The organism is Halomonas halodenitrificans DSM 735 (assembly GCF_000620045.1).
Taxonomy (GTDB): domain Bacteria; phylum Pseudomonadota; class Gammaproteobacteria; order Pseudomonadales; family Halomonadaceae; genus Halomonas; species Halomonas halodenitrificans.
Genome location: NZ_JHVH01000017.1, coordinates 76,449 through 98,580 on the forward strand (window position 1 = coordinate 76,449; position 22,132 = coordinate 98,580).

A 22,132-nucleotide genomic window follows, 5' to 3' on the forward strand; every position below is an offset into this window, starting at 1 on the left:
CTTAGAGTCCCTCTTCCTGGACCCAGGGCCGCACCCGGCGCTCGGCATCCATGCGCTGGGCACCGGCGGCGACCAGCCGGTCGCCGGCGGAAAGCGCTCCGCTGACCAGCAGTCCCGTCTCGCCGAGGGGGCCGGTCTCCACGGGCACCGCCTCGACACGGCCGAGCCGTTCACCGTCCTGGCTTGCGCCGCCTTCGGCATCCGGCACGTAGCGCCATACCACCGGCTGGTCGGGGGCGCTGTCACGGGTCACCACGGCGCCGACCGGCACCCGCCAGCGGTCGCCTGGCGTGCCGGTGAGGCGCGCCATGTCCAGTATCACGGTGGCGCTCATGCCGGAGAGCACGGTGAGGTCATCGGGCTCGGGCAGGGTCAGGGTCACCGCATAGCTCAGCGAGCCTGTGCTGACGCTGGTGTCATGCTCCTTGTAGCGGGCCGGATAACGGGTCTCGTCGGCGCCGAAGCGCACCCAGGCCATCGGGGTGGCGCTCTCTCGACTGGCCTCGCGAGCCTCGCGGCTGATGCGCCGTACCTGTTGCTCGGGGAGCTGGAAGCTGACATCGATGCTGCCCGGCTTGTGCAGGGTGGCGATGGTCTGCTGGGCACTCACCACCTGGAAGTTGTCCACCGGCACGCTGGCAATGACGCCCGAGAAGGGGGCGTCGAGCTCGGTGTAGTCGAGCCGGTCGCGGGCCTGCTCGAGGCTCGCCCGGGCGGCGAGGTGCTCGGCCCGGGCCTCGTCGAAGCGCGCCTGGCTGATGGCGCCGCGTTCCACGGAATAACGCATGCGCTCGAAGGTGGCCTGGGCCAGGTCGAAGCTCGACTGGGCGCTGGCGAGACGGCTGCGGGCGTCCCGGTCATCGAGGCGGGCGATCGGCTGGCCGGCGCTCACTCGCTCGCCGGGCTGCACCAGCAGCGCCTCGAGTTCACCACCGACCCGGAAGGCCAGGTCGGAGCGCTCGGAGGCATGCACCACGGCCGGGTAGTGTTGCAGCATGCCGGCCCGGTCCTTGGCCAGGGTCACCAGCTTGACCGGGTGTATCTGCTGCTTGGCGAGGGATGCCGGCGCCTCGTTGCAGCCGGCGAGTGCCAGGCTGAGGATCAGCAACAGGGCGAGGCATAGGGTAGGGCGATGGCGGGCGGTGGTCATGAGTCACTCTGGTCAAGGGGCGTTGTGGGGTGCAGGGCGATGGCATCCCAGGTCATGGCGAAGGCGCTGTCGATGGCCTCGGGCGTCGGCGTGAAGGGCCGGCAGCTGTGGCCATGGACCAGGCTGTGGATCGGCCGTAACAGGAAGGCCTCGATCAGCTCGAGGCCCACGGGCTTGATCCGTCCCTCCCGCTGGCCCTGCTCGATGGCCTCGAGCACGGGTGACAGCCGTGCCTCGTTGCGCTCCTGCAGCGCCGGGTTCATGCGTGAGGAGTGGGTGAACTGCTCGTGGAAGCGGAACAGCCGAGGCTGCTCCAGGGCCAGGGCAAACATGGCGCGCCAGACCGCACCCAGGGCCTCGCGCAGGCCCGGCCGGGGATCGAAGGCCGTCAGCGCGGTCTCGATCAGCCGATCGCTGACATGGAGGAAGGCGGCCTCCAGCAGGGTTTCCTTATCGCAGTAGTAGATATAGACGGTGCCGGGCGAGATGCCGGCCCGACGGGCGATACGAGCCACCGAGGAGGCGCCGAAGCCGTGTTCGGTTACCTGATGAAGGGTCGCTTCGATCAGGGCGGCTTGCTTGTGCTGGTCGCGAGGGCGCATGGCAGGAGGGGAGAGGCCGAAGAGGGCTGGTAAAATAAATGAATAGTCATTCACTTTCAACCGCCGACAATGGCCTGTCTGGCGGCTGACATCGTCGAGGCAGGGGCGCTTAGGGCGACGAATCCATGGGTGTCAGCCGGTAGATGGCGCCACTGGCGGCATCCTCGAGCAGGTAGATGGCGCCGGAGGGGGCTTGGCGTACATCGCGGATGCGGCCGACCTCGCCTTCCAGCAGGACTTCATGCTCCACTACCTCATCGGCTTCCAGGGCCAGGCGGACCAGGCGCTCACTGGCCAGGCCACCGGCCAGGAAGTGTCCCTGCCAGGCGGAAAAGGTGTCGCCAGTGACCTCGGCGAGTCCCGAGGGGGCGAAGCGTCCTTCGAAGACATGCAGCGGGTCACGCATGCCCGGCGCACTATTACGTCCGATGGGCCGATTGGTGGCGTAGTCATTGCCGCGGCTGACCACCGGCCAGCCATAGTTTTCGCCGCCGATCAGGCGGTTGAGCTCATCGCCGGTGCGGGGACCATGCTCTGTGGACCAGGGGAGGCCAGCGCCGGTAACCGTGAGCCCCTGAGGGTTGCGGTTACCCAGGGTGAACAATTCATCGAGTACCGCGGCATCGTCAACGAAGGGGTTGTCGGGCGGTACGCCGCCCGTTTCGGTCAGGCGCAGCACACTGCCTGCATGATCGCCGCCATCCTGGGCGCGGGGCGGTGTGCGGCCACGGTCACCGATACTCATCAGCAGAGTACCGTCGTGCAGCCAGGCGAGCCGCGAGCCGTAGTGGCGCCCGGGAGCGGAGAAACGGTCCTGCACCAGCAGCGTCTCGATATGGGTCAGGGCATCGTTGGCCAGCCGTGCTCTGGAGAGAGTGGTGGCGCTGCCACCGTTACCGGACTGGCTCCAGGTAAAGTAGAGCCAGTCGTGCCCACCATCGCCGAAGCGCGGATGAAGGCTGAGATCGAGCAGGCCGCCCTGGCCGCGAGCACTCACCTCGGGAATTCCCTCCACGTGCGTCACCCGCCCCGCCTGGTCGATGCGGGCCAGGCGTCCCGGGCGCTCGCTGACCAGCAGGTCCCCGCCGGGCAGGAAGGCCAGCGACCAGGGGTGTGCCAGGCCCGAGGCGATGCGCTCAAGGCGTAGAGAGTAATGATCGCTCTCCAGGCCCTCGATCAGGGGCTCGGCGGCCTGGGGCTGAGCGTCGAGGGGCAGGCCGCTCAGCAACAGGGTGAGGGTCAACGTGCGCAATATCGCGGCCATAGGTGGACCTTGTTCAGGGATGAGTCGAGTCCTCATCCAGCAGCATAGGCCAATATTCGCTTATTCGATGCATCATGAGACAAGGCACTCGACGACGGCTTGAGGCCGTCTCAGTGCCTGGCCGACACCGAGAGCGGTACGCGAGAGTGGTTTCGTCCGCTGTGCCCTTGCCGTGTTTGCGGGCCGGGCTGACGCGGCTACCGTCGCCCGGTAGACTGGCGCCCCTCGTCAGTGTGGGAGATGGCCGATGATCGACATGCCTGCGCCAAGCCTGCGCCCCTATCAACGGGAGGCGGTGGGCCGTGTCATCGAGCACTTTCGTGAAAGCGACGACCCGGCGGTAGTAGTGCTGCCTACCGGCAGCGGCAAGTCGCTGGTGATCGCCGAGCTGGCCCGCCTGGCCCGCGGGCGGGTGCTGGCGCTGGCCCATGTGCGTGAGCTCGTGGAGCAGAATCACGCCAAGTACCTGGCCTATGGCCTCGAGGCCGATATCTTCAGTGCCGGCCTGGGACGCAAGGAGGCCGAGCGTCAGGTGGTGTTCGGTTCGGTGCAATCGGTGGTGCGAAGCCTGGATCGCTTCACTTCTCCGCCCCGGGAGCAGGGGGGCTTCACCCTGCTGGTGATCGACGAGTGTCACCGGGTCTCCCCGGCGGAGGATGCCAGCTATCGGCGGGTGATCGAGCAGTTGCGCCAGGCCAACCCGCGGCTCAAGGTGCTGGGGCTGACGGCTACCCCTTATCGGCTCGGTCAGGGCTTCATCTATCATCGCCACCATCACGGCATGGTGCGGGGCGAGGCCGACTGCTTCTTTCGGGCCTGTGTCTTCGAGCAGCCGCTGCGGCTGATGGTCAAGCAGGGCTATCTGGCCGAGCCGGCGAGGGTGGATGCCGCCGTGGAACGCTATGATTTCTCGACACTGACGCCGACCACGAGCGGGCTCTTTCGAGAAGAGGAGCTCAACCGGGTGGTGGCAAGCCATCGCGCCACACCGGGCATCATTGCCGAAGTGATCGAGCGGGCCCGGGATCGCCGGGGCGTGATGCTGTTCGCCGCGAGCGTGGCCCATGCCGAGGAGATCCTTGGCTATCTGCCGGCGGCCGAGGCGGCGCTGATTACCGGCGAGACGCCCTCCGCCGAGCGCGAGCGGATCATCGCTGCCTTCAAGACGCGCGAGCTGAAGTACCTGGTCAACGTGGCGGTGTTGACGACCGGCTTCGATGCCCCGCACGTGGATCTGATCGCGATCCTTCGCCCTACCGAGTCGGTGAGCCTCTACCAGCAGATCGTCGGCCGTGGGCTGCGCCTCTCGCCGGGCAAGCGCGACTGCCTGATCCTCGACTACGCAGGCAACCCCTGGGATCTGTATGCGCCGGAGGTGGGGTCGCCGAGGCCCGATTCCGACAGCGAGCCGGTACAGGTGCCGTGTCCGGCCTGCGGCCATGCCAACCTGTTCTGGGGCAAGCGGGATGGCGACCTGGTGGTCGAGCATTTCGGGCGTCGCTGCCAGGGGCTGGTGGAGGGCACCTCGGCCACTCCTGCCTTCCAGGAGCGGCGCGGCGCGGCATCGGGCGCCGGTAAGCAGTTTGGCGCGGCGTCGGGCGCTGTTAAGCCGTTTAGCGCGGCGTCGGGCGCTGTTAAAAAGCAGTGCGAGTTCCGCTTTCGCTTCAAGGTATGTGGCGATTGCGGCGCCGAGAATGATATCGCCGCCCGGCGCTGCCATGGCTGCGGCGTCCAGCTGGTGGACGCCGATGACAAGCTCAAGGAGGCGCTGCGCCTGCGTGACGCCCGGGTGCTGCGGGTGGCCGGCATGCAGTTGGAGGCCACCGTCAATGGCCGCGGCCTGCCCCGCCTCAAGGTGATCTACCATGACGAGGACGGTACGACGCTAGCCGAGTGGTTTGCCCTGGAGACCCCGGCCCAGCGGCGGGCCTTCGCCGCCGCTTTTCTTCGTCAGCACCTGCGCGCTCCGGGGGTGGCGTTCAACCCCATGACGCCCGAGGAAGTGGTCGCCGACGGCGGGCGCCTGCGCCATCCCGACTTCGTGGTGGGGCGCAAGGCAGGGCGCCACTGGCAGGTGCGCGAGAAACTCTTCGACTATGTCGGGCGTTATCGCAAGGCGGAGGAGGCGGGGTAGGGCGAACGCCCAGCGCCAGGCGCGTATCGCGGCGAGGGTGTCGGTGCCTCAGGCGCGCGGGCCGCTGTCGTCGCTGTCCTGAGCGTCGCGCTGTTCCTGCTCCTGAAGATAGCGATCGCGATGGGCGCTGGAGCAGAACCATTCGCCAGTCGCACGCTGCGCGTCATTCTCCGGTACATGCACCTGGCACCAGGCACAGCGCACCATCTGGTTGCCCCCGGAGGCGTCGCGGTCGCCTTCCAGGAGTTCCTCACGGCCCAGTTTCCATTCCCGGTACATGCGGTACAGCTTGAGGCCGGCCAGGAACAGCACGGCGAAGATGATCAGGCGTATTATCAAGAGGTTCATCCGGGTAGCTCCCAGGTGGGGTGGTCGGCTTTGCCAGTCGGCCGCCCATGCGGGACAATGAAGGCATCCACTGATTCTCGAGAGATTTCCAAGCCCATGCAAGACTTGACGCTGGTGATGGCTCAGCTGGACCCCCTGGTAGGGGACATTCCCGGCAATACCGATCGTGCCATCGAGGCGGTGCGCGAGGCGCGCATCGAGCATGGCGCCGATATCGTGGTGCTGCCCGAACTCTGTCTGACCGGCTACCCGCCGGAGGACCTGCTGTTGCGCCCCTCGATGGAGAGTCGCCTGCGTGAGGCGCGTGCCCATATGGCGGCGAAGGTGGTGCGCGACGTGCTGGTGATCGTCGGCTACTCCGGCCGTCGCGAAGGGCGGCTCTGGAACCTGGCCGGGGTGCTCTTCGATGGCGAATGGCTGGGGGAATATGCCAAGCAGGCATTGCCCAACTATGAGGTGTTCGACGAGCAGCGATATTTCGCCCGCGGCAGCGAACCGTTGGTGTTCGAGCACCGAGGCGCGAAGCTGGGCCTGCTGATCTGTGAGGACCTCTGGGAAGAGGCGCCGGCGCGGCAGGCGAAGGCGGCCGGTGCCGAGATTCTGGTCAGCCTCAATGCCTCGCCCTTCCACCAGGACAAGCCCGCCGAGCGTCTGCGCCTGCTTGAGGAGAGGGCCGCCGCGGTGTCACTGCCTATCGTCTATGTCAACCAGATTGGCGGCCAGGACGAGCTGGTATTCGATGGTGGCTCGGCCTGTGTGGACGCCGCCGGCGAGTTGCGGGTACAGGCACCGCACTGGGGAGTAGGTCTGATGCCGGTGCAGTTTATCCTCCAGCAGGATGGCTGGGTCCCCCAGGCCGGCGAGACCGAACCCGACGTGGAACCGGAGGAGAACCTCTACTGCGCCCTGGTGACCGGCCTGCGTGACTACGTCAACAAGAGCGGGTTCGAGGGCGTGGTGCTGGGACTTTCGGGAGGCATCGACTCCGCCCTGTCACTGGCCATTGCCGTGGATGCCCTGGGCCCGCAACGGGTGCAGGCGGTCATGATGCCTTATCACTACACCGCGGATATCTCCCGGCAGGATGCCGCCGAGCAGGCCGAGATGCTGGGCGTTCACTACGAGGTCATGCCCATCGAGCCGATGGTGGAGGCCTTCATGGGGACACTTTCCGACATCTTCGAGGGCACGGCCCGGGATGCCACCGAGGAGAACCTGCAGTCGCGCTGCCGCGGCGTGCTGTTGATGGCAATCTCCAACAAGAAGGGCCTGATGGTGCTGACCACCGGCAACAAGAGCGAGCTGGCGGTGGGCTACTCTACCCTCTACGGGGATATGGTGGGTGGCTACAATGCCATCAAGGATGTCTACAAGACCTGGGTCTATCGTCTGTCGCGCTGGCGCAATACCCAGTCGTCGGCAATTCCCGAGCGGGTGATCGAGCGTCCGCCTTCGGCGGAGCTGGCGCCGGATCAGAAGGACAGCGACTCGCTGCCCGATTACGACACCCTGGACGCCATCCTGGTCCGCTATATCGAGGGCGACATGAGTGCCGAGGCGATCATCGAGGCGGGCTTCGACCGTGACGATGTCTATCGGGTGGTCAAGCTGGTGGATCGCTGCGAGTACAAGCGTCGCCAGGCGCCGGTGGGAGTACGGGTTACTCGCCGCGGCTTCGGTCGCGACCGTCGCTATCCCATCGTCAACGGCTGGCAGCCGGGGGAGTAAGGGGCGAAACGTGAACGCGAAGGCTTGAAGAAACATCGGCGCTGCCAGAGGCAGCGCCGATGTTTTTACACGCTCGAAAAACCGGCCGGGAGTGTCAGGCAGAGATCGGTTCGGCCTTCACGCGGTCTGGTTCGAAGGTGCGGCCACGCAGCTGCTCGTGATCCGGCGCGTTGTCGATCAACACCCGGAGTGACTCCCGGGCACGGTCGCGCATCTCGAGGCCCAGATAGCCTTCGACCATGATTGCCAGGGCGTCGCGGGTGGCTTCGCTTTTGGGGTAGTTCTCGACCACCCAGCGGCCACGCTCCACGGCGGCGAGATAGGCGCCACGGCGCATGTAATAGTCGGCCACGTGCAGCTCATGGCGTGACAGCAGATTACGCAGGTAGACGATGCGCTGGCGAGCGTCCGGTGCGTACTGGCTGTCGGGATAGAGGCGAATAAGTTCGCGGAAGTCGCCGTAGGCATCGCGGGAGGCGCCCAGGTCACGCTTGGAGATATCGATCAGCTTGAGGCGCTCGAGGCTGAAGCGGCCCGCCTGCCAGGCCGCCAGCCCGCGCATGTAGAGCGCATAATCGGCCTGGGGATGGCTGGGGTGAAGGCGGATAAAGCGGTTGGCCGCCGCACGAGTGGCTTCCCAGTCGCTGATTTCGTAATAGGCGTAGATCAGTTCCAGCTGCGCCTGTTCGGCATGAGCGCCGAACGGGAAGCGGGTGTCGAGGGCCTCGAGTCGGGAGACGGCGGCGGTGAAACTGCCACTGTCCAGGGATTCGCGCGCCTCTTCGTAGAGTTCACGCTCATCGAGGTTGGCATATTCGACCTCTTCATCCGCAACCCGCTGGGAAGCAGCATCTGGACTGCCCACTTCGTCGCCAGAGTCATCGGGGCCGCCGCCGAACAGGGAGCAGCCGGTCAGCAGGCCGGTGGCCAGAAGCAGGGCTGCGAAACGGGTAGGGGAATTGGAAACGCGCATCGTGATCCTCGTGTCAAACAACGCGGACGGGCCGTGTTAGAATCGGCTCTGAACCCGCACACTATAAAGCACTGCGTGGCAAAACGCAGTGCTTGGCGGCGCCTCGATCCCGATCCTCGTAAACGGTCATTCTCTTCATGTCCCAGACACTCGAAGCACAGCAGCGTGTTCCCGATGCCATGGCCGGCCAGCGGCTCGACCAGGCCGCGGCGGAGCTTTTCGCCGATTTCTCCCGAGAGCGCCTGAAGGCCTGGATCAAGGCCGGCGACCTGACCCTGAACGAGCGGCAGGCCCGCCCCAGAGACAAGGTGTATGGCGGCGAATGGCTACGCCTCTGTACCGAGGTCGAGGACGATACCCGTTTCGAACCCGAGGACATCCCCCTGGATGTGGTGCACGAGGACGACCAGGTACTGGTGATCAACAAGCCCCCGGGGCTGGTGGTGCACCCGGCGGCGGGCAACCCGGACGGGACCCTGCTCAATGCCCTGCTGCATCATGATCCGGCGCTGGCTTCGGTGCCGCGGGCCGGCATCGTCCATCGCCTGGACAAGGACACCAGTGGCCTGATGGTGGTGGCCAGAACGCTGGCCGCCCAGACGGCGTTGGTGGAGCAGCTGCAGGCGCGCACGGTGTCTCGAGAGTACGATGCGATCAGCGTCGGGGTGATGACTGCCGGCGGTACGGTGGATGCACCGATCGGGCGGCATCCCAAGGATCGCAAGCGTCAGGCGGTGACCGCCTCCGGCAAGCCGGCGGTGACCCATTACCGGGTGGTGGAACGCTTTCGTGCCCATACCCATGTGCGCTGTCGGTTGGAGACCGGCCGTACCCACCAGATCCGCGTGCATCTCGCGCATCTGCGCTATCCACTGGTCGGCGATCCGGTCTATGGCGGTCGCCTGAAGCTACCCGCCGGTGCCTCGGATACGCTCAAGGATATCCTGCGCGAGTTTCCGCGCCAGGCACTGCACGCTCGCCGGCTGGCGTTCGTACATCCGGAAAGCGGGGAAAGGGTCGGCTTTCGGGCCGCTTTGCCGGATAACTTGCTGACGCTGCTCGACTACCTGCGCGATGACCATCAGACGATGCGTTGAACCCAGCTGCACCGAGGAAACTGCCATGAGCGATGCTCCCGATCTGCGGCCCACCTTGATCCTGCCCGACTGGCCGGCGCCCACCTCAGTGGGAGCCTTCGTCACCACACGTGAGACCGGACCCAGCCAGGGGGATTTCGCCTGTTTCAATCCGGCCGACCACGTGGGTGACAACGTCGACCATGTGGCGCTGTGCCGGCGCCTGCTGAACAAGCAGGTCGATGAGCAGCGACCACTGCTGTGGCTCAACCAGGTGCATGGCGCCCGGGTGCAGCAGACCTACGCCGCCGAGCCGCCCGAGGCCGATGCCGCGGTGGCCTTCGATCGGAGTCATGGCTGTGTGGTGCTGACCGCCGACTGCCTGCCGGTATTTTTCTGCGACCGCCGAGGTGAGCGCGTGGCGGTGGCCCACGCCGGCTGGCGCGGGTTGGCCGGCGGCGTGCTCGAGGCCACGGTAGCGGCACTGGGGGTTCCCCCCGAGGAACAGCTGGCCTGGCTGGGCCCGGCGATCTCCAATGCCCAGTTCGAGGTCGGGCCCGAGGTCTACCAGGCCTTCGTGGGCGTGCACCCCGAGGCCGTCGATGCCTTCGATCCCAGCCCCTATCGCCTGAACCACTACATGGCCGATCTCTATCGCCTGGCGCGTTTGCGCCTGGAACGCCTGGGCGTCTCCCATATCAGCGGCGGCCACTTCTGCACCGCCTGCGAATCGCGCTTCTACTCCCACCGCCGTGATGATGGCCATACGGGCAGAATGGCCAGTGTAATCTGGCTGCGCTGATCCGTTCGGGGAACAGAGCCGTAAGCCATACGCTTTACGCGATACGCACCCCTTGTCGTGAGCCTTGATGGCAATATCCTGGCTTACGGCTTACGGCTTACGGCTTACGGCTTACGGCTTACGGCTTACGGCTTACGGCTTACGGCTTACGGCTTCCAGCCTTGATCTGCGTCAACTTGTCATACGCCCCTCCCGGCCGCTGACTTGAAACCCGCTCGACGTGTCGCCATTTACGATATCAAGACATTAACAGGGTCAAGCGGGGCGTCCGACCGTCTCGCCATCCCGATGGAGGACGTGACATGCGTTTCGACAAGTTTACCGCCAAGTTGCAGAACGCCGTGGCCGACGCCCAATCATTGGCCGTGGGGCGTGGGCATAATCAGCTCGAGCCTGGTCATCTGCTGCTGGCGCTGTTCGACGCCACCGATACCGGTGCCAAGGCGCTGGTGCAAAAGGCCGGTGGCGATGCCGCCCGGTTGCGCGAGGCGTTGATCGGCCACCTCGACGACCTGCCGAGGGTCGCCCAGTTCGACGGCGAGGTACAGCCCTCCCGCGACCTGATCAAGCTGTTCAATCTGACCGACCGGGAAGCCCAGAAACGTGGTGATCAGTACATCGCAAGCGAGCTGGTTCTGCTCGCTGCGCTGGAGATGGGGGGCGCGGTCGGCAAGCTGCTGACCCAGGCCGGGCTCTCGCGAAAGGCACTCGAGGCCGCGGTTGATGGAGTACGGGGCGGGGAAAGGGTCGATGACCCCAACGCCGAGGACCAGCGCGAAGCGCTGGAGAAGTACACCCTGGATCTCAACGAGCGAGCGGCCAGTGGCAAGGTCGACCCGGTGATCGGGCGTGACGACGAGATTCGTCGCACCATCCAGGTCCTGCAGCGGCGTACCAAGAACAACCCGGTGCTGATCGGCGAGCCCGGGGTGGGCAAGACCGCCATCGTCGAGGGGTTGGCCCAGCGCATCGTCGATGGCGAGGTGCCCGAGGGTCTCAAGGACAAGCGAGTGCTGTCGCTGGACATGGGAGCGCTGCTGGCCGGGGCCAAGTTCCGTGGCGAATTCGAGGAGCGCCTCAAGTCGGTGCTCAAGGAGCTCGCCCAGGAAGAAGGCCGGGTCATCCTGTTTATCGACGAGCTGCATACCATGGTGGGTGCCGGCAAGGCCGAAGGGGCCATGGATGCCGGTAATATGCTCAAGCCGGCCCTGGCTCGCGGCGAGTTGCACTGCGTGGGGGCCACCACCCTCGACGAATATCGTCAGTATATCGAGAAGGATGCCGCCCTGGAGCGTCGCTTCCAGAAGGTGGTGGTGGATGAGCCCTCGGAGGAAGACACCGTGGCGATCCTGCGTGGTCTCAAGGAGCGCTACGAAGTGCACCACGGCGTGGATATCACCGATGGCGCCATCATCGCCGCGGCGAAGCTCTCCACGCGCTATATCACCGACCGCAAGCTGCCCGACAAGGCCATCGATCTGATCGACGAGGCCTCCTCGCGTATCCGCATGGAGCTCGACTCCAAGCCCGAGGAGATGGATCGACTCGACCGCCGGCTGATTCAGCTCAAGATGGAGCGCGAGCACCTCAAGAAGGAAACCGACGAGGCCTCGAAGAAGCGCCTGGAGACACTGGAGGAGGAGATTGGCGAACTCGAGCGCGAGTATGCCGACCTCGACGAGATCTGGAAGGCCGAGAAGGCCAGCATTCAGGGGGCGGCCCAGTTCAGGGACGAGCTCGACCGTGCCCGGGTGGAACTGGAGCAGGCCCGCCGTCAGGGCGACCTGGCGCGAATGTCGGAGATCCAGTACGGGGTGATTCCCGAGCTCGAGAACAGGATCGCCGAGGCCGGGGATACCGAGGCCGACACCTCCGGTCATCAGCTGCTGCGCTCCAATGTCACCGAGGAGGAGATCGCCGAGGTGGTCTCGCGCTGGACCGGCATCCCCGTGGCCAAGATGCTCGAGGGGGAGCGCGACAAGCTGCTGCGTATGGAAGAGGCGCTGCATGAGCGGGTGATTGGCCAGCACGAGGCGGTGACCGCGGTGGCCAACGCCGTGCGTCGCTCTCGGGCGGGGCTCGCCGACCCGAACCGCCCCAGTGGCTCCTTCCTGTTTCTCGGCCCCACCGGCGTCGGCAAGACGGAGCTGTGCAAGTCGCTGGCCCATTTCCTCTTCGATACCGAGGAGGCGATGGTGCGCATCGACATGTCGGAGTTCATGGAGAAGCACTCCGTGTCGCGTCTGATCGGTGCGCCCCCTGGCTATGTCGGCTACGAGGAGGGGGGTTATCTGACCGAGGCGGTGCGCCGCAAGCCCTATTCGGTGCTGCTGCTCGACGAGGTGGAGAAGGCCCATCCGGATGTCTTCAATATCCTGCTGCAGGTGTTGGAGGATGGTCGCCTCACCGATGGTCAGGGACGCACCGTGGACTTTCGCAACACGGTGATCGTGATGACCTCCAACATGGGCTCCGACATCATCCAGCGCATGGGCGGCGGTGATACCGATTACGACCAGATGAAAAGCTCGGTAATGGACGTGGTCGGCATGCATTTCCGCCCCGAACTGATCAACCGCATCGATGAGGTCGTGGTGTTCCATGCGCTCGGTCAGGAGCAGATCCAGAGTATCGCCGGGATTCAGCTCGAGCGCCTGCGTGCACGCCTGGCGGAGCATGAGCTGTCCCTTGAAGTCAGTGATGCGGCCATGGCACAGCTCGCGGTGGTGGGGTTCGATCCGGTCTTCGGGGCGCGGCCGCTCAAGCGAGCCATCCAGGCGCGGATCGAGAATCCTCTGGCCCAGGATCTGCTGGCCGGAAAGTTCTCACCCGGCGATACCATCCGGGTGGATGCCGAGGAGGAACGCCTGGTGTTCGACCGGGTGCCCGCCGAGGCCGCCGCGCAGTCATGACATGAAGCGAATGTTGCCGGCCGCCACAGGCGGCTGGCGATACTCGCATCCCGGAATTTCCCGGCTAGACTGAATGACAGGTTGCGTCCTGTAACCTCCTTGCCCGCCCCTCCTCTCCGCGAGTGGGCGGGCTTTTTACGTCTTCTGCCTGGGCCCGCTACGGGGCTCACGCCTTTTGCGCGGTTGACACCGTTGTCGAGCTAATGGAATCTTGGAAGCTCCTGATACGGACACGGGCCCAGCGGGCGACCCCCCATTTCCGTGTGAAGGGTAGGCCGGTGGCCTCTACCCGCCGAAGGACTTCCGACTGCGGGCTCACCGCCCGGGTCGGCCAACGCCCCGAAGCGGCCAACCGCCGTGATGAGAGTGCAGGCCCTAACAGGGCTTCTTGCCAGGGTTTGGCATCAGGTGCCGGCGTTGCCGGCAGCGGCATACCGCCGCACTCGACACCGTTGCCCGTGGGGTGACGGATCGCACTCGAGACCTCCAGGGGAGAAAAAACGTGGAATTGCTTTCCGGCGCGGACATGATCGCCCGCTTCCTGCAGGATGAGGGCGTCGAATATATTTATGGTTATCCTGGTGGCGCGGCGTTGCACATCTATGACGCCCTGTTCCGCCAGGACAAGGTGAAACATATCCTGGTTCGCCATGAGCAGGCCGCCACTCACGCGGCCGACGGTTATGCACGAGCTTCCGGCAAGCCCGGCACGGTGCTGGTAACCTCCGGCCCGGGGGCGACCAATGCCGTCACCGGCATCGCCACCGCCTACATGGACTCGGTCCCCATGGTAGTGCTGTGCGGTCAGGTGATGAGTCATCTGATCGGCGACGATGCCTTTCAGGAAACCGATATTGTTGGCGTGACCCGACCGATCGTGAAGCACAGCTTCGCGATCAAGCACCCGAGTGAAATTCCGGAAGTCCTCAAGAAGGCCTATTATCTGGCTGCCACTGGTCGACCGGGACCGGTCGTGGTGGATATTCCCAAGGACATGACCGCACCTACCGAGCGCTATGAGTACGTCTATCCGAAGAAGGTCAAGATGCGCTCGTATAACCCGGTGAGCCGGGGCCATAGTGGCCAGATCAAGAAGGCCGTGGAACTGATGCTCAAGGCCAAGCGTCCGGTGTTCTATACCGGCGGTGGCGTGGTTACGGGGCGTGCCAGCGAGGGGCTGACCGACCTGGTCAAGCGCCTCGGCTTTCCCATCACCACCACGCTGATGGGCATTGGTGCCTACCCCCAGAGCGATCGCCAATGCCTGGGCTGGCTGGGCATGCATGGCTCCTATGAATCCAACATGGCCATGCACCATGCCGATCTGGTGATCGCCATCGGGGCACGCTTCGATGATCGCGTGACCAACAACACCTCGAAGTTCTGCCCCACCGCGAAGGTCATCCACGTGGATGTCGACCCGAGCTCGGTGTCCAAGACCGTGCGTGCCGATGTACCCATCGTGGGGCCGGCGGGCAGCGTGATCAGCGAGATGATCAGCCTGGTGCAGGGCAAGGAGATCACTTATCCCGAGGCCCTGGAGGAGTGGTGGCAGAAGGTCGAGGGCTGGCGCGAAGAGCGGGTGGGCAGGCTTTATGAGCCGTCCCGGCCAGGGGAGACGCTCAAGCCCCAGGAAGTGATCGAGGCGCTCTGTCGTATCACTCGGGGCGAGGCCTATGTGACCACCGATGTCGGTCAGCATCAGATGTTCGCGGCCCAGTATTACAAGTTCGACAAGCCCAACCGTTTCATTACCTCGGGTGGGCTTGGCACCATGGGCTTCGGCTTCCCCGCCGCCATGGGGGTCAAGCAGAACTTCCCCGACGAGCAGGTGATCTGCGTGACCGGCGAGGGCAGCTTTCAGATGATGATGCAGGAGCTCTCCACCTGTAAGCAGTTCGGTGGCGGGGTGAAGATCGTCAATCTGAACAATGCGTCGCTGGGCATGGTGCGTCAGTGGCAGGACCTCAACTACAAGTCGCGTCATGCCCACTCCTATATGGAGTCACTGCCCGACTTCCAGAAGTTGATCGAGGCCTATGGCTTTACCGCGCTGAAGGTCGAGACCCTCGACGAGCTCGAGCCGGCACTGGAGCGTGCCTTCGCCGATACTCACGAGCTGGTGTTCCTCGATGTTGCGGTCGACCCGCATGAGCACGTCTATCCGATGCAGGTGCCCCTGGGCTCCATGCGTGACATGCTGCTTTCCAAGACGGAGCGGACCTGATGCGCCATATCATCTCGATTCTGATGGAAAACGAACCGGGCGCCCTGTCTCGTGTGGTGGGGCTCTTCTCTCAGCGCAACTTCAACATCGAGACGCTGAACGTGGCGCCCACCGAAGACGCTACCCTGTCCCGCCTGACGGTCACGACGGTGGGCGATGACCGGGTCATCGAGCAAATCACCAAGCATCTCAACAAGCTGATCGACGTGGTCAAGCTGGTCGACCTTACCGAAGGCAACCATATCGAACGTGAGCTGATGCTGGTGAAGGTAAGGGCGCTGGGGACCAATCGCGACGAGGTCAAGCGGACCGCGGATATCTTTCGCGCGCAGATCGTCGATGTCAGTCCGAGCCTGTTCACCGTGCAGATCGCCGGTGACGCCGGCAAGCTCGATGCCTTCCTGCAGGCCATGGAGCCGGTAGGGATACTGGAGGTGGCGCGCACCGGGGTATCCGGGATTGCCCGGGGCGACAAGGTGCTATCGCTCTGACGCCTTGCCGCCTTGTGGTTGAATCGGGAAGCCGCCCTTCGGGGCGGCTTCCTGCTTTCGGCGTTTTACTACTTCGTCCCAGAGGACGCGTATCAACGGGCTCTTCAGGCGCCGCTCGAGCACGCAGAGGCCCACGACATAGTGGGGCGGCTCCGGCTTTAATGAATTCGTACCGGGTCGTCGCCCTAGCCCGGCTGGCCTTGCTGATTATAACTCTGCATCAGGTTGGCGTAGGCGGGCAGGTGGCCGGCCAGCAGGCCGCCGAAGCCTTCGGTATCGTTACGCCAGTCACGGTGCAGCTCGCAGCCTACGCTGAACCAGGTCATCAGCTGGGCGCCGGCCTGGGACATACGATCCCAGGCGGACTCCCGTGTGGTCTGGTTGAAGGTCCCGGAGGCGTCGGTAACCACGAAGACCTCATAGCCCTCATCCAGGGCCGAAAGCGCCGGGAAGGCTACGCACACTTCGGTGACCACCCCGGCAATCAGCAGCTGCTTCTTGCCGGTGGCCTCGATGGCGGCGACGAACTCCTCGTTGTCCCAGGCGTTGATCTGTCCCGGGCGGGCTAGATAAGGCGCCTGCGGGAACATCTCCTTGAGCTCCGGTACCATGGGGCCGTTGGGCCCATCCTCGAAACTGGTGGTGAGGATGGTGGGGATATCGAAGAACTTGGCGATATCGGCCAGGGCCAGGACATTGTTCTTGAAGTCGTCCGGGCTGAAGTCGCGCACCAGGGAGAGCAGGCCGGCCTGGTGGTCCACCATCAGCAGGGCCACGTCATTCTTGTCGAGTCGATTGTAGGTAAAGGACATGGTCGTTCTCCTTTCGCTGTCATTGGCAGTCAGAGGGCTGCACGGCGATGATCGCCGAGCAAGGGTGGGGACTCATGCGCCCCCCGGGTTGCCGTACTTCCCGGCTTGGAAGTCGGCAAAGGCCTGGTGGAGCTCGGCCTCGTGATTCATCACGAAGGGGCCCTGGCCAGCCACCGATTCGTCGATGGGCTCACCGCTCAGCAGTAGCAGCTTGGCGTCGCTGCTGGCCTCCAGGTGAAGGGTCTCACCGCGGCGCTCGAAGGTGACGACGCTCTCGTCGCGGACGGTGCGCTCGCCGTCGACCAGTACCGTGCCCTCCAGCACGACCAGCAGGGTGGTGTGGCCCTCGGGCACATCGAGCCGGACATCGCCACCGGCCATCAGGCGCAGATCCCAGACGTTGATGGGAGTAAAGGTGCGCGCGGGGCCTTGCCGATCAAGGTAACTGCCCGCCACCACTCTGAGCTGGCCGGCATTTCCCGGCAGGTCGACTCGGGGAATCTCGCTGTCGAGAAGGGTCTGGTAGGCCGGCGAGGCGGACTTGTCCCGGGCCGGCAGATTGACCCACAGCTGCACCATTTCCAGAAGGCCGCCATCTTCGGCGAATGCGGGAGCGTGGTACTCCTCATGGACGATGCCTGCGCCGGCGGTCATCCACTGGACATCGCCCTCACCGATCTGGCCGCCATGCCCCGCCGAGTCGCGGTGTTCAAGAGCTCCCTGGTAGACCAGCGTCACCGTCTCGAAGCCCCGGTGGGGATGGGCTCCCACCCCTCGGCGGTAGCGAGTCGGACTAAAGCGGTGCGGACCAGCATGATCGAGCATCAGGAACGGACTGATGTGCTCGGCCCCCAGGCGGTCATAGCTGAGCAGGGAGCGCACCGGAAAACCGTCGCCGACCCAATGGCCGCGTGGGGCACCGTATACTGCCTGTATCGCCTTCATCTTCGGCTCCTGTCATGACGAGGGAGGTTTGCCTCCCGATGCAAGAAGCCTACTACTTGAACAATAATGCTTGTATACGCTGAAATTGACACTCAGCGTTTCACTGATGGGACGAAAGCATGCAGGACCTCAACGACCTCTACTACTTCGTTCAGGTGGTGGACCACGGAGGCTTCGCCCCGGCCGGGCGCGCTCTGGGCATTCCCAAGTCGAAGCTGAGCCGGCGCATCACCCAGCTGGAGAAGCGCCTCGCCACGCGACTGATCAACCGTTCGACGCGCCATCTCTCGGTCACCGAGCTGGGGCAGGCCTACTATCGTCACTGCCTGGCCATGCTGGTAGAGGCGGAAGCCGCCGAGGAGCTGATCCAGCGCCATCATGACGAACCCCGGGGCACGGTACGGCTGAGCTGCTCGCCCAGCGTGCTGCACTATCTGATCACGCCGCTGCTAGTGCGTTTCATGGCGTACTGTCCAAAGGTGGAGGTGCAGGTGGAGGCCACCAGCCGGCGGGTGGACGTGATCAAGGAAGGCTTCGATCTGGCGATCCGCGTGCGCTTCCCGCCGATCGAGGACAGCGAGCTGACCATGAAGGTACTCGCTTCGAGTCCACAGCGGCTGATGGCCGCCCCCGCCCTGTTCAGCAACCGGCCATGGCCCCGCAGCCCGTCGGACCTTGCCGGGCTGCCGAGCCTCGACTTCGAACAGTACGACAATCGCCACTGCTGGGACCTGGTGGGGCCAGAGGGAGCCAGCGCGCAGATCTCCCATCGACCGCGGCTGGTCACCGACAGCGCCGAGACCCTGCATGCCGCCGCTCTGGAGGGACTCGGCGTGGTCAAGCTTGGGCAACTGGTAGGCGCTCGGGATATCCAGACCGGGCGGCTGGTTGACGTCCTCCCGGGTTGGGAGCCCCAGGGCGGGATCCTGCATGCCGTCTTTCCCTCGCGGCGGGGGCTGCTGCCGGCGGTCCGGGCGCTTCTCGACTTCCTGGACGAGCAGATCGCAGAGGAGGACTTTGCTACCCAGGAGGCGCTGATCAACGCACAATGAGCCTCTCGATGGATAAGCGCCGACACCCGGTAGATCCGCAATAGCGCTTCCCTGATTGATCGCCGTTTCTCTGTCCAGCCTGTCCCCTGGGTCGATGTCGCTTTCACACCAGTCTGTGAAGAGCCTGTTCTTTCGCCAGCTCTTTGTCTATCTCTCCATCACTTCATCCCAGAGGGCGCGTATCAACGGGCTCTTCAGGCGCCGCTCGAGCACGCAGAGGCCCACGTCATAGTGGGGCAGTTCCGGCTTTACCGGCAGCACGCGAACGCGTTCGCGCAGCGGGCTGTTATCCAGCACGATCTTGGGTACCACGCCGATGCCGAAACTCAGGCCCACCATGCTGACGATCGCCTCGTGACCGGCGACCTGGGCATAGATCCTCGGCGTCACGCCCAGGGCTCGAAACCAGGTGTCGGCATGGCTGCGCGACAGGCCCGCCTCGGAGAGGATCATCGGCACGCTACGCCACTGCTCGGCGCTGGGCGTCTCGGGCGTGGTGGGGATCCAGTCCGGTGCCTCCCGGGGGGCGATAAAGACCAGCGGCGCGCGGGTCAGCGACTTGAAGGCGAGGGCCTCCGGGGGCTGGCGGGGGCGGGGGGTGATCGCCATGTCCTCGTCGCCGGCGAGCACTCGGCTCATGGCCTCGGCAGGGTCGCCCGTATGCAGCTTGAGCTCGATACCGGGATGATGGCTGCGGAATTCGCTGAGTAACTCATAGAGGAAGCTGTAGCTGGCGGTGACCGAGCAGTAGACGCTGATCTCGCCGTTCAGTCGGCGGGCGTCGCTCATCAGCGAGTGGCGAAGTTCCTCCCAGCGCTCCAGGGTCTCGCGAGCATAACGCTGGAAGGTCTCGCCCTGCCGGGTCAGTCCTACATGACGGTTGTCGCGCTCGAAAAGGGTAACGCCGAGGCTTTCCTCCAGGTGGCGGATAGAGCGCGAGAGGGTGGAGGTGCTGACGTGACACGCCTCGCTGGCGCGCCCGAAGTGCAGGGTATCGGCCAGGGCGAGGAAGTGGTGTAGGGGGCGCATGTCCATGGCGATGATTATTGCATGAAATGGGATGTATTGTTGCAAATATAGCGTTTTACGCAACGGAAGGGCTGGCGTATGGTTGAGCCATCGGGTGCCGCAAGCCCAGCCCCGCGATAGACGGGGCGGGTGGCCATCAGCGCTGACACGCTCGTTATTCTCACGTCTTCAGGAGCACGACATGCACGTTTATTACGATAAGGATTGCGACCTCTCCCTCATCCAGAGCAAGAAGGTCACCATCGTGGGCTACGGCTCCCAGGGGCATGCCCACGCCAACAACCTCAAGGAATCCGGCGTCGATGTTACCGTCGCCCTGCGCGAAGGTTCCTCTTCCGCCGCCAAGGCCGAGGGTGCCGGCCTCAAGGTCGCTTCCGTCGAGGACGCGTGCCAGAGTGCCGATGTGGTGATGATCCTGGCGCCGGACGAAAACCAGAAGGCGATCTACGAGAATCAGGTCGAGCCCAACCTGAAGCAGGGGGCCACCCTGGCCTTCGCCCACGGCTTCAACATCCACTACAACCAGGTGGAGCCGCGCCAGGACCTGGATGTGGTAATGATCGCCCCCAAGGCGCCGGGACATACCGTGCGCTCCGAATTCGTGCGTGGCGGCGGCATTCCGGACCTGATTGCCGTGCATCAGGACGCCACCGGTAATGCCAAGGAGCTGTCTCTCTCCTATGCGGCGGCGATCGGCGGCGGTCGTAGCGGCATCATCGAGACCACCTTCAAGGACGAGACCGAGACCGACCTGTTCGGCGAGCAGGCCGTGCTCTGCGGCGGCGCCGTGGAACTGGTCAAGGCCGGCTTCGAGACGCTTACCGAGGCGGGCTATGCACCGGAGATGGCCTACTTCGAGTGCCTGCACGAGCTCAAGCTGATCGTCGACCTGATGTACGAGGGCGGTATCGCCAACATGAACTACTCCATCTCCAACAATGCGGAGTATGGCGAGTACGTGACCGGTACCGAGGTGATCAACGAGCAGTCGCGTGCCGCCATGCGCAATGCGCTCAAGCGCATTCAGACCGGCGAGTACGCCAAGATGTTCATCAATGAGGGCAACAGCAACTATCCCTCGATGACCGCGCGTCGTCGCCTGAACGCCGAGCACGAGGTCGAGCAGGTAGGGGCCAAGCTGCGCGGCATGATGCCGTGGATCGCTGCCAATCAGCTGGTCGACAAGACCAAGAACTGATCCGTCGCCCCTGCTTGCAGGGGCGCCGTATATGCAGCAAGACCAGGGGCGCGGGCAACCGCGCCCCTGGTCGTTGGGGCGTCGGTCGCCGTGGTGGGGCGCTCTCTCTCCGAGGGGGCGCCGCTTTGCGCTTTGGGGTGGTCGTGCAAGAATGTCCACCATCACTTCCAGACAACGGATGAAACGATGAGTCAGGAACCACGCGGCAACGAGCACGATGTCTCGCCACATGACGAGGAGGCGCCTCGGAAGGAGGAGCGCCCCCGGGATGAAGACCTGGCGTCGGTCTTCCTGCGTGAGACCGAAGTGATCGAGGAGGCACAGGAAGACGGGCGCACCGTCAGACGCAAGGGCATCTACCTGTTGCCCAACCTCTTTACCACCTCGGCGCTGTTCGCCGGCTTCTTCGCCGTCGTTGCCGGTATCAACGGCGACTTCACGGCCGCCTCCGTGGCGATATTCATCGCCATGGTACTCGACGGCCTGGATGGTCGGGTGGCGCGCATGACCAATACCCAGAGCGCCTTCGGTGCCGAGTACGATAGCCTCTCGGACATGCTTTCCTTCGGGGTGGCGCCGGCGCTGGTGGCCTTTACCTGGATACTTCAGGATATCGGCAAGACCGGCTGGGTCGTGGCCTTCCTCTATGTGGCCTGTGCCGCACTGCGGTTGGCGCGCTTCAATGTGCAGATCGGCAGCGTCGACAAGAAGTGGTTTATCGGCCTTCCCAGCCCTTCGGCGGCGGCGCTGGTGGCGGCGAGTGTCTGGACCTTCCATAGCTTCGATGCCGAGGCCTTCGGCTACAAGCTGCTGATGCTGGTCATCGTGGGGGCGGCCGGAGTGCTCATGGTCAGCAATATTCGTTACTACAGCTTCAAGGATATCGATCTCAAGGGCCCGGTACCCTTCGTGGTGTTGCTGGCCATCGTGCTGGGCTTCGTGGTGATCAGCCTGGAGCCATCGGTGATGCTGCTGTTGCTGTTCGGTGCTTACGTTGCCTCGGGGCCGACGCTGGCCGTGATGCGCAAGCTGCGCCATGTCCCGTCGTCGGGGTGATGCATTGCCCTGGTTGCCTGCCATTCGACGCCCGCCATCCGCGGGCGTCGCCGTTTCTGAAACTTTTTTACGCCGAGGGCTTGCAGGCCCGAGGGGAAAGCCGTAAAGTACGCATCCGCTGCCGGCAACGGGCAAACGTTGCAGGCGGTGAATGTGGCAGAAGTGACTGTTCTGCAATGGGTTTTTCGGAAGGCGTCGAAAATCACCGGTTGACAGTCGCGGCAGATTCGGTAGAATGTGCGCCACTCGTGACGAGGCCTCATTGAGGCGTCAGGCGAACCTCTCGATGCTTCGGTATCGCTGAGTGTCGGTCACCCGGCAGCTTCCACGGAA

18 protein-coding genes are annotated in these 22,132 nt (G+C 64.6%); 10 read left to right on the plus strand and 8 right to left on the minus strand.

What is annotated here, in order from left to right:
* Position 1: 1 nt before the first annotated feature.
* The 3 genes from Q358_RS0109255 to Q358_RS17040 are packed head-to-tail and all read right to left on the minus strand — an operon-like array spanning position 2 to position 3,016.
* The gene (locus tag Q358_RS0109255) at positions 2-1,150 is read right to left on the minus strand and encodes an efflux RND transporter periplasmic adaptor subunit (protein WP_027961783.1); all 1,149 of its coding nucleotides are present in this window, start codon (positions 1,148-1,150) and stop codon (positions 2-4) included.
* Entirely contained in the window at positions 1,147-1,806 is a 660-nt protein-coding gene (locus Q358_RS17035; protein WP_156940877.1) for a TetR/AcrR family transcriptional regulator, read from the minus strand. Before Q358_RS17035 ends, Q358_RS0109255 begins: the two co-directional genes overlap by 4 nt.
* Before the next feature lie 55 nt (positions 1,807-1,861).
* Positions 1,862-3,016: a PQQ-dependent sugar dehydrogenase gene (locus tag Q358_RS17040; RefSeq protein ID WP_043487992.1), complete on the minus strand. Its 1,155-nt coding sequence runs from the start codon at positions 3,014-3,016 to the stop codon at positions 1,862-1,864.
* A 256-nt stretch (positions 3,017-3,272) separates the two neighbouring features.
* On the opposite strand from Q358_RS17040, the gene Q358_RS0109270 reads away from it, so the two are divergent.
* Entirely contained in the window at positions 3,273-5,150 is a 1,878-nt protein-coding gene (locus Q358_RS0109270; RefSeq protein WP_156940879.1) for a DEAD/DEAH box helicase, read from the plus strand.
* A gap of 48 nt (positions 5,151-5,198) precedes the next feature.
* On the opposite strand, the gene Q358_RS0109275 is transcribed toward Q358_RS0109270, so the two are convergent.
* Positions 5,199-5,498: a PP0621 family protein gene (locus Q358_RS0109275; RefSeq protein WP_027961785.1), complete on the minus strand. Its 300-nt coding sequence runs from the start codon at positions 5,496-5,498 to the stop codon at positions 5,199-5,201.
* A gap of 96 nt (positions 5,499-5,594) precedes the next feature.
* On the opposite strand from Q358_RS0109275, the gene Q358_RS0109280 reads away from it, so the two are divergent.
* The gene (locus Q358_RS0109280) at positions 5,595-7,226 is read left to right on the plus strand and encodes an NAD+ synthase (RefSeq protein ID WP_027961786.1); all 1,632 of its coding nucleotides are present in this window, start codon (positions 5,595-5,597) and stop codon (positions 7,224-7,226) included.
* Between the two features lie 94 nt (positions 7,227-7,320).
* Here Q358_RS0109280 and Q358_RS0109285 read toward each other — a convergent pair whose 3' ends face one another.
* Entirely contained in the window at positions 7,321-8,199 is an 879-nt protein-coding gene (locus tag Q358_RS0109285; protein WP_027961787.1) for an outer membrane protein assembly factor BamD, read from the minus strand.
* A gap of 137 nt (positions 8,200-8,336) precedes the next feature.
* Between Q358_RS0109285 and rluD the strand changes: the two genes are divergently transcribed.
* The 5 genes from rluD (at position 8,337) to ilvN (ending at position 15,707) form a co-directional block, all read left to right on the plus strand.
* Positions 8,337-9,296 carry a 23S rRNA pseudouridine(1911/1915/1917) synthase RluD gene (rluD, locus tag Q358_RS0109290; RefSeq protein WP_027961788.1) on the plus strand — a complete coding sequence of 320 codons (960 nt, stop codon included), beginning with the start codon at positions 8,337-8,339 and terminating at the stop codon, positions 9,294-9,296.
* A gap of 25 nt (positions 9,297-9,321) precedes the next feature.
* Positions 9,322-10,077, plus strand: coding sequence for a peptidoglycan editing factor PgeF (gene pgeF, locus Q358_RS0109295; RefSeq protein ID WP_027961789.1), 756 nt, complete (start codon positions 9,322-9,324; stop codon positions 10,075-10,077).
* Positions 10,078-10,379: 302 nt separating this feature from the next.
* Positions 10,380-12,989, plus strand: a complete 2,610-nt coding sequence (gene clpB, locus Q358_RS0109300) for an ATP-dependent chaperone ClpB (RefSeq protein ID WP_027961790.1) — start codon at positions 10,380-10,382, stop codon at positions 12,987-12,989.
* A 502-nt stretch (positions 12,990-13,491) separates the two neighbouring features.
* The gene (locus Q358_RS0109305) at positions 13,492-15,216 is read left to right on the plus strand and encodes an acetolactate synthase 3 large subunit (RefSeq protein ID WP_027961791.1); all 1,725 of its coding nucleotides are present in this window, start codon (positions 13,492-13,494) and stop codon (positions 15,214-15,216) included.
* Positions 15,216-15,707 carry an acetolactate synthase small subunit gene (ilvN, locus tag Q358_RS0109310; RefSeq protein ID WP_027961792.1) on the plus strand — a complete coding sequence of 164 codons (492 nt, stop codon included), beginning with the start codon at positions 15,216-15,218 and terminating at the stop codon, positions 15,705-15,707. Before Q358_RS0109305 ends, ilvN begins: the two co-directional genes overlap by 1 nt.
* Positions 15,708-15,892: 185 nt before the next feature.
* On the opposite strand, the gene ycaC is transcribed toward ilvN, so the two are convergent.
* Together ycaC and Q358_RS0109325 are read right to left on the minus strand one after the other, a co-directional pair.
* Complete coding sequence (ycaC, locus tag Q358_RS0109320) at positions 15,893-16,519, minus strand: isochorismate family cysteine hydrolase YcaC (RefSeq protein WP_027961793.1); 627 nt, start codon at positions 16,517-16,519, stop codon at positions 15,893-15,895.
* A 72-nt stretch (positions 16,520-16,591) separates the two neighbouring features.
* The gene (locus tag Q358_RS0109325) at positions 16,592-17,464 is read right to left on the minus strand and encodes a pirin family protein (protein WP_027961794.1); all 873 of its coding nucleotides are present in this window, start codon (positions 17,462-17,464) and stop codon (positions 16,592-16,594) included.
* A 119-nt stretch (positions 17,465-17,583) separates the two neighbouring features.
* Here Q358_RS0109325 and Q358_RS0109330 point away from each other — a divergent pair, with 119 nt between their 5' ends.
* Positions 17,584-18,516 (plus strand): LysR substrate-binding domain-containing protein, encoded by a 933-nt coding sequence (locus Q358_RS0109330; RefSeq protein WP_027961795.1) that lies wholly within the window; start codon positions 17,584-17,586, stop codon positions 18,514-18,516.
* A 147-nt stretch (positions 18,517-18,663) separates the two neighbouring features.
* Here the strand turns inward: Q358_RS0109330 and ilvY are convergent, their stop codons facing one another.
* Entirely contained in the window at positions 18,664-19,551 is an 888-nt protein-coding gene (gene ilvY, locus Q358_RS0109335) for an HTH-type transcriptional activator IlvY (protein WP_027961796.1), read from the minus strand.
* A gap of 175 nt (positions 19,552-19,726) precedes the next feature.
* Between ilvY and ilvC the strand changes: the two genes are divergently transcribed.
* Together ilvC and pssA are read left to right on the plus strand one after the other, a co-directional pair.
* On the plus strand, positions 19,727-20,743 hold the full coding sequence (ilvC, locus tag Q358_RS0109340; protein ID WP_027961797.1) for a ketol-acid reductoisomerase: 1,017 nt from the start codon (positions 19,727-19,729) through the stop codon (positions 20,741-20,743).
* A 186-nt stretch (positions 20,744-20,929) separates the two neighbouring features.
* Positions 20,930-21,799 carry a CDP-diacylglycerol--serine O-phosphatidyltransferase gene (gene pssA, locus Q358_RS0109345; protein WP_027961798.1) on the plus strand — a complete coding sequence of 290 codons (870 nt, stop codon included), beginning with the start codon at positions 20,930-20,932 and terminating at the stop codon, positions 21,797-21,799.
* Positions 21,800-22,132: the final 333 nt, after the last annotated feature.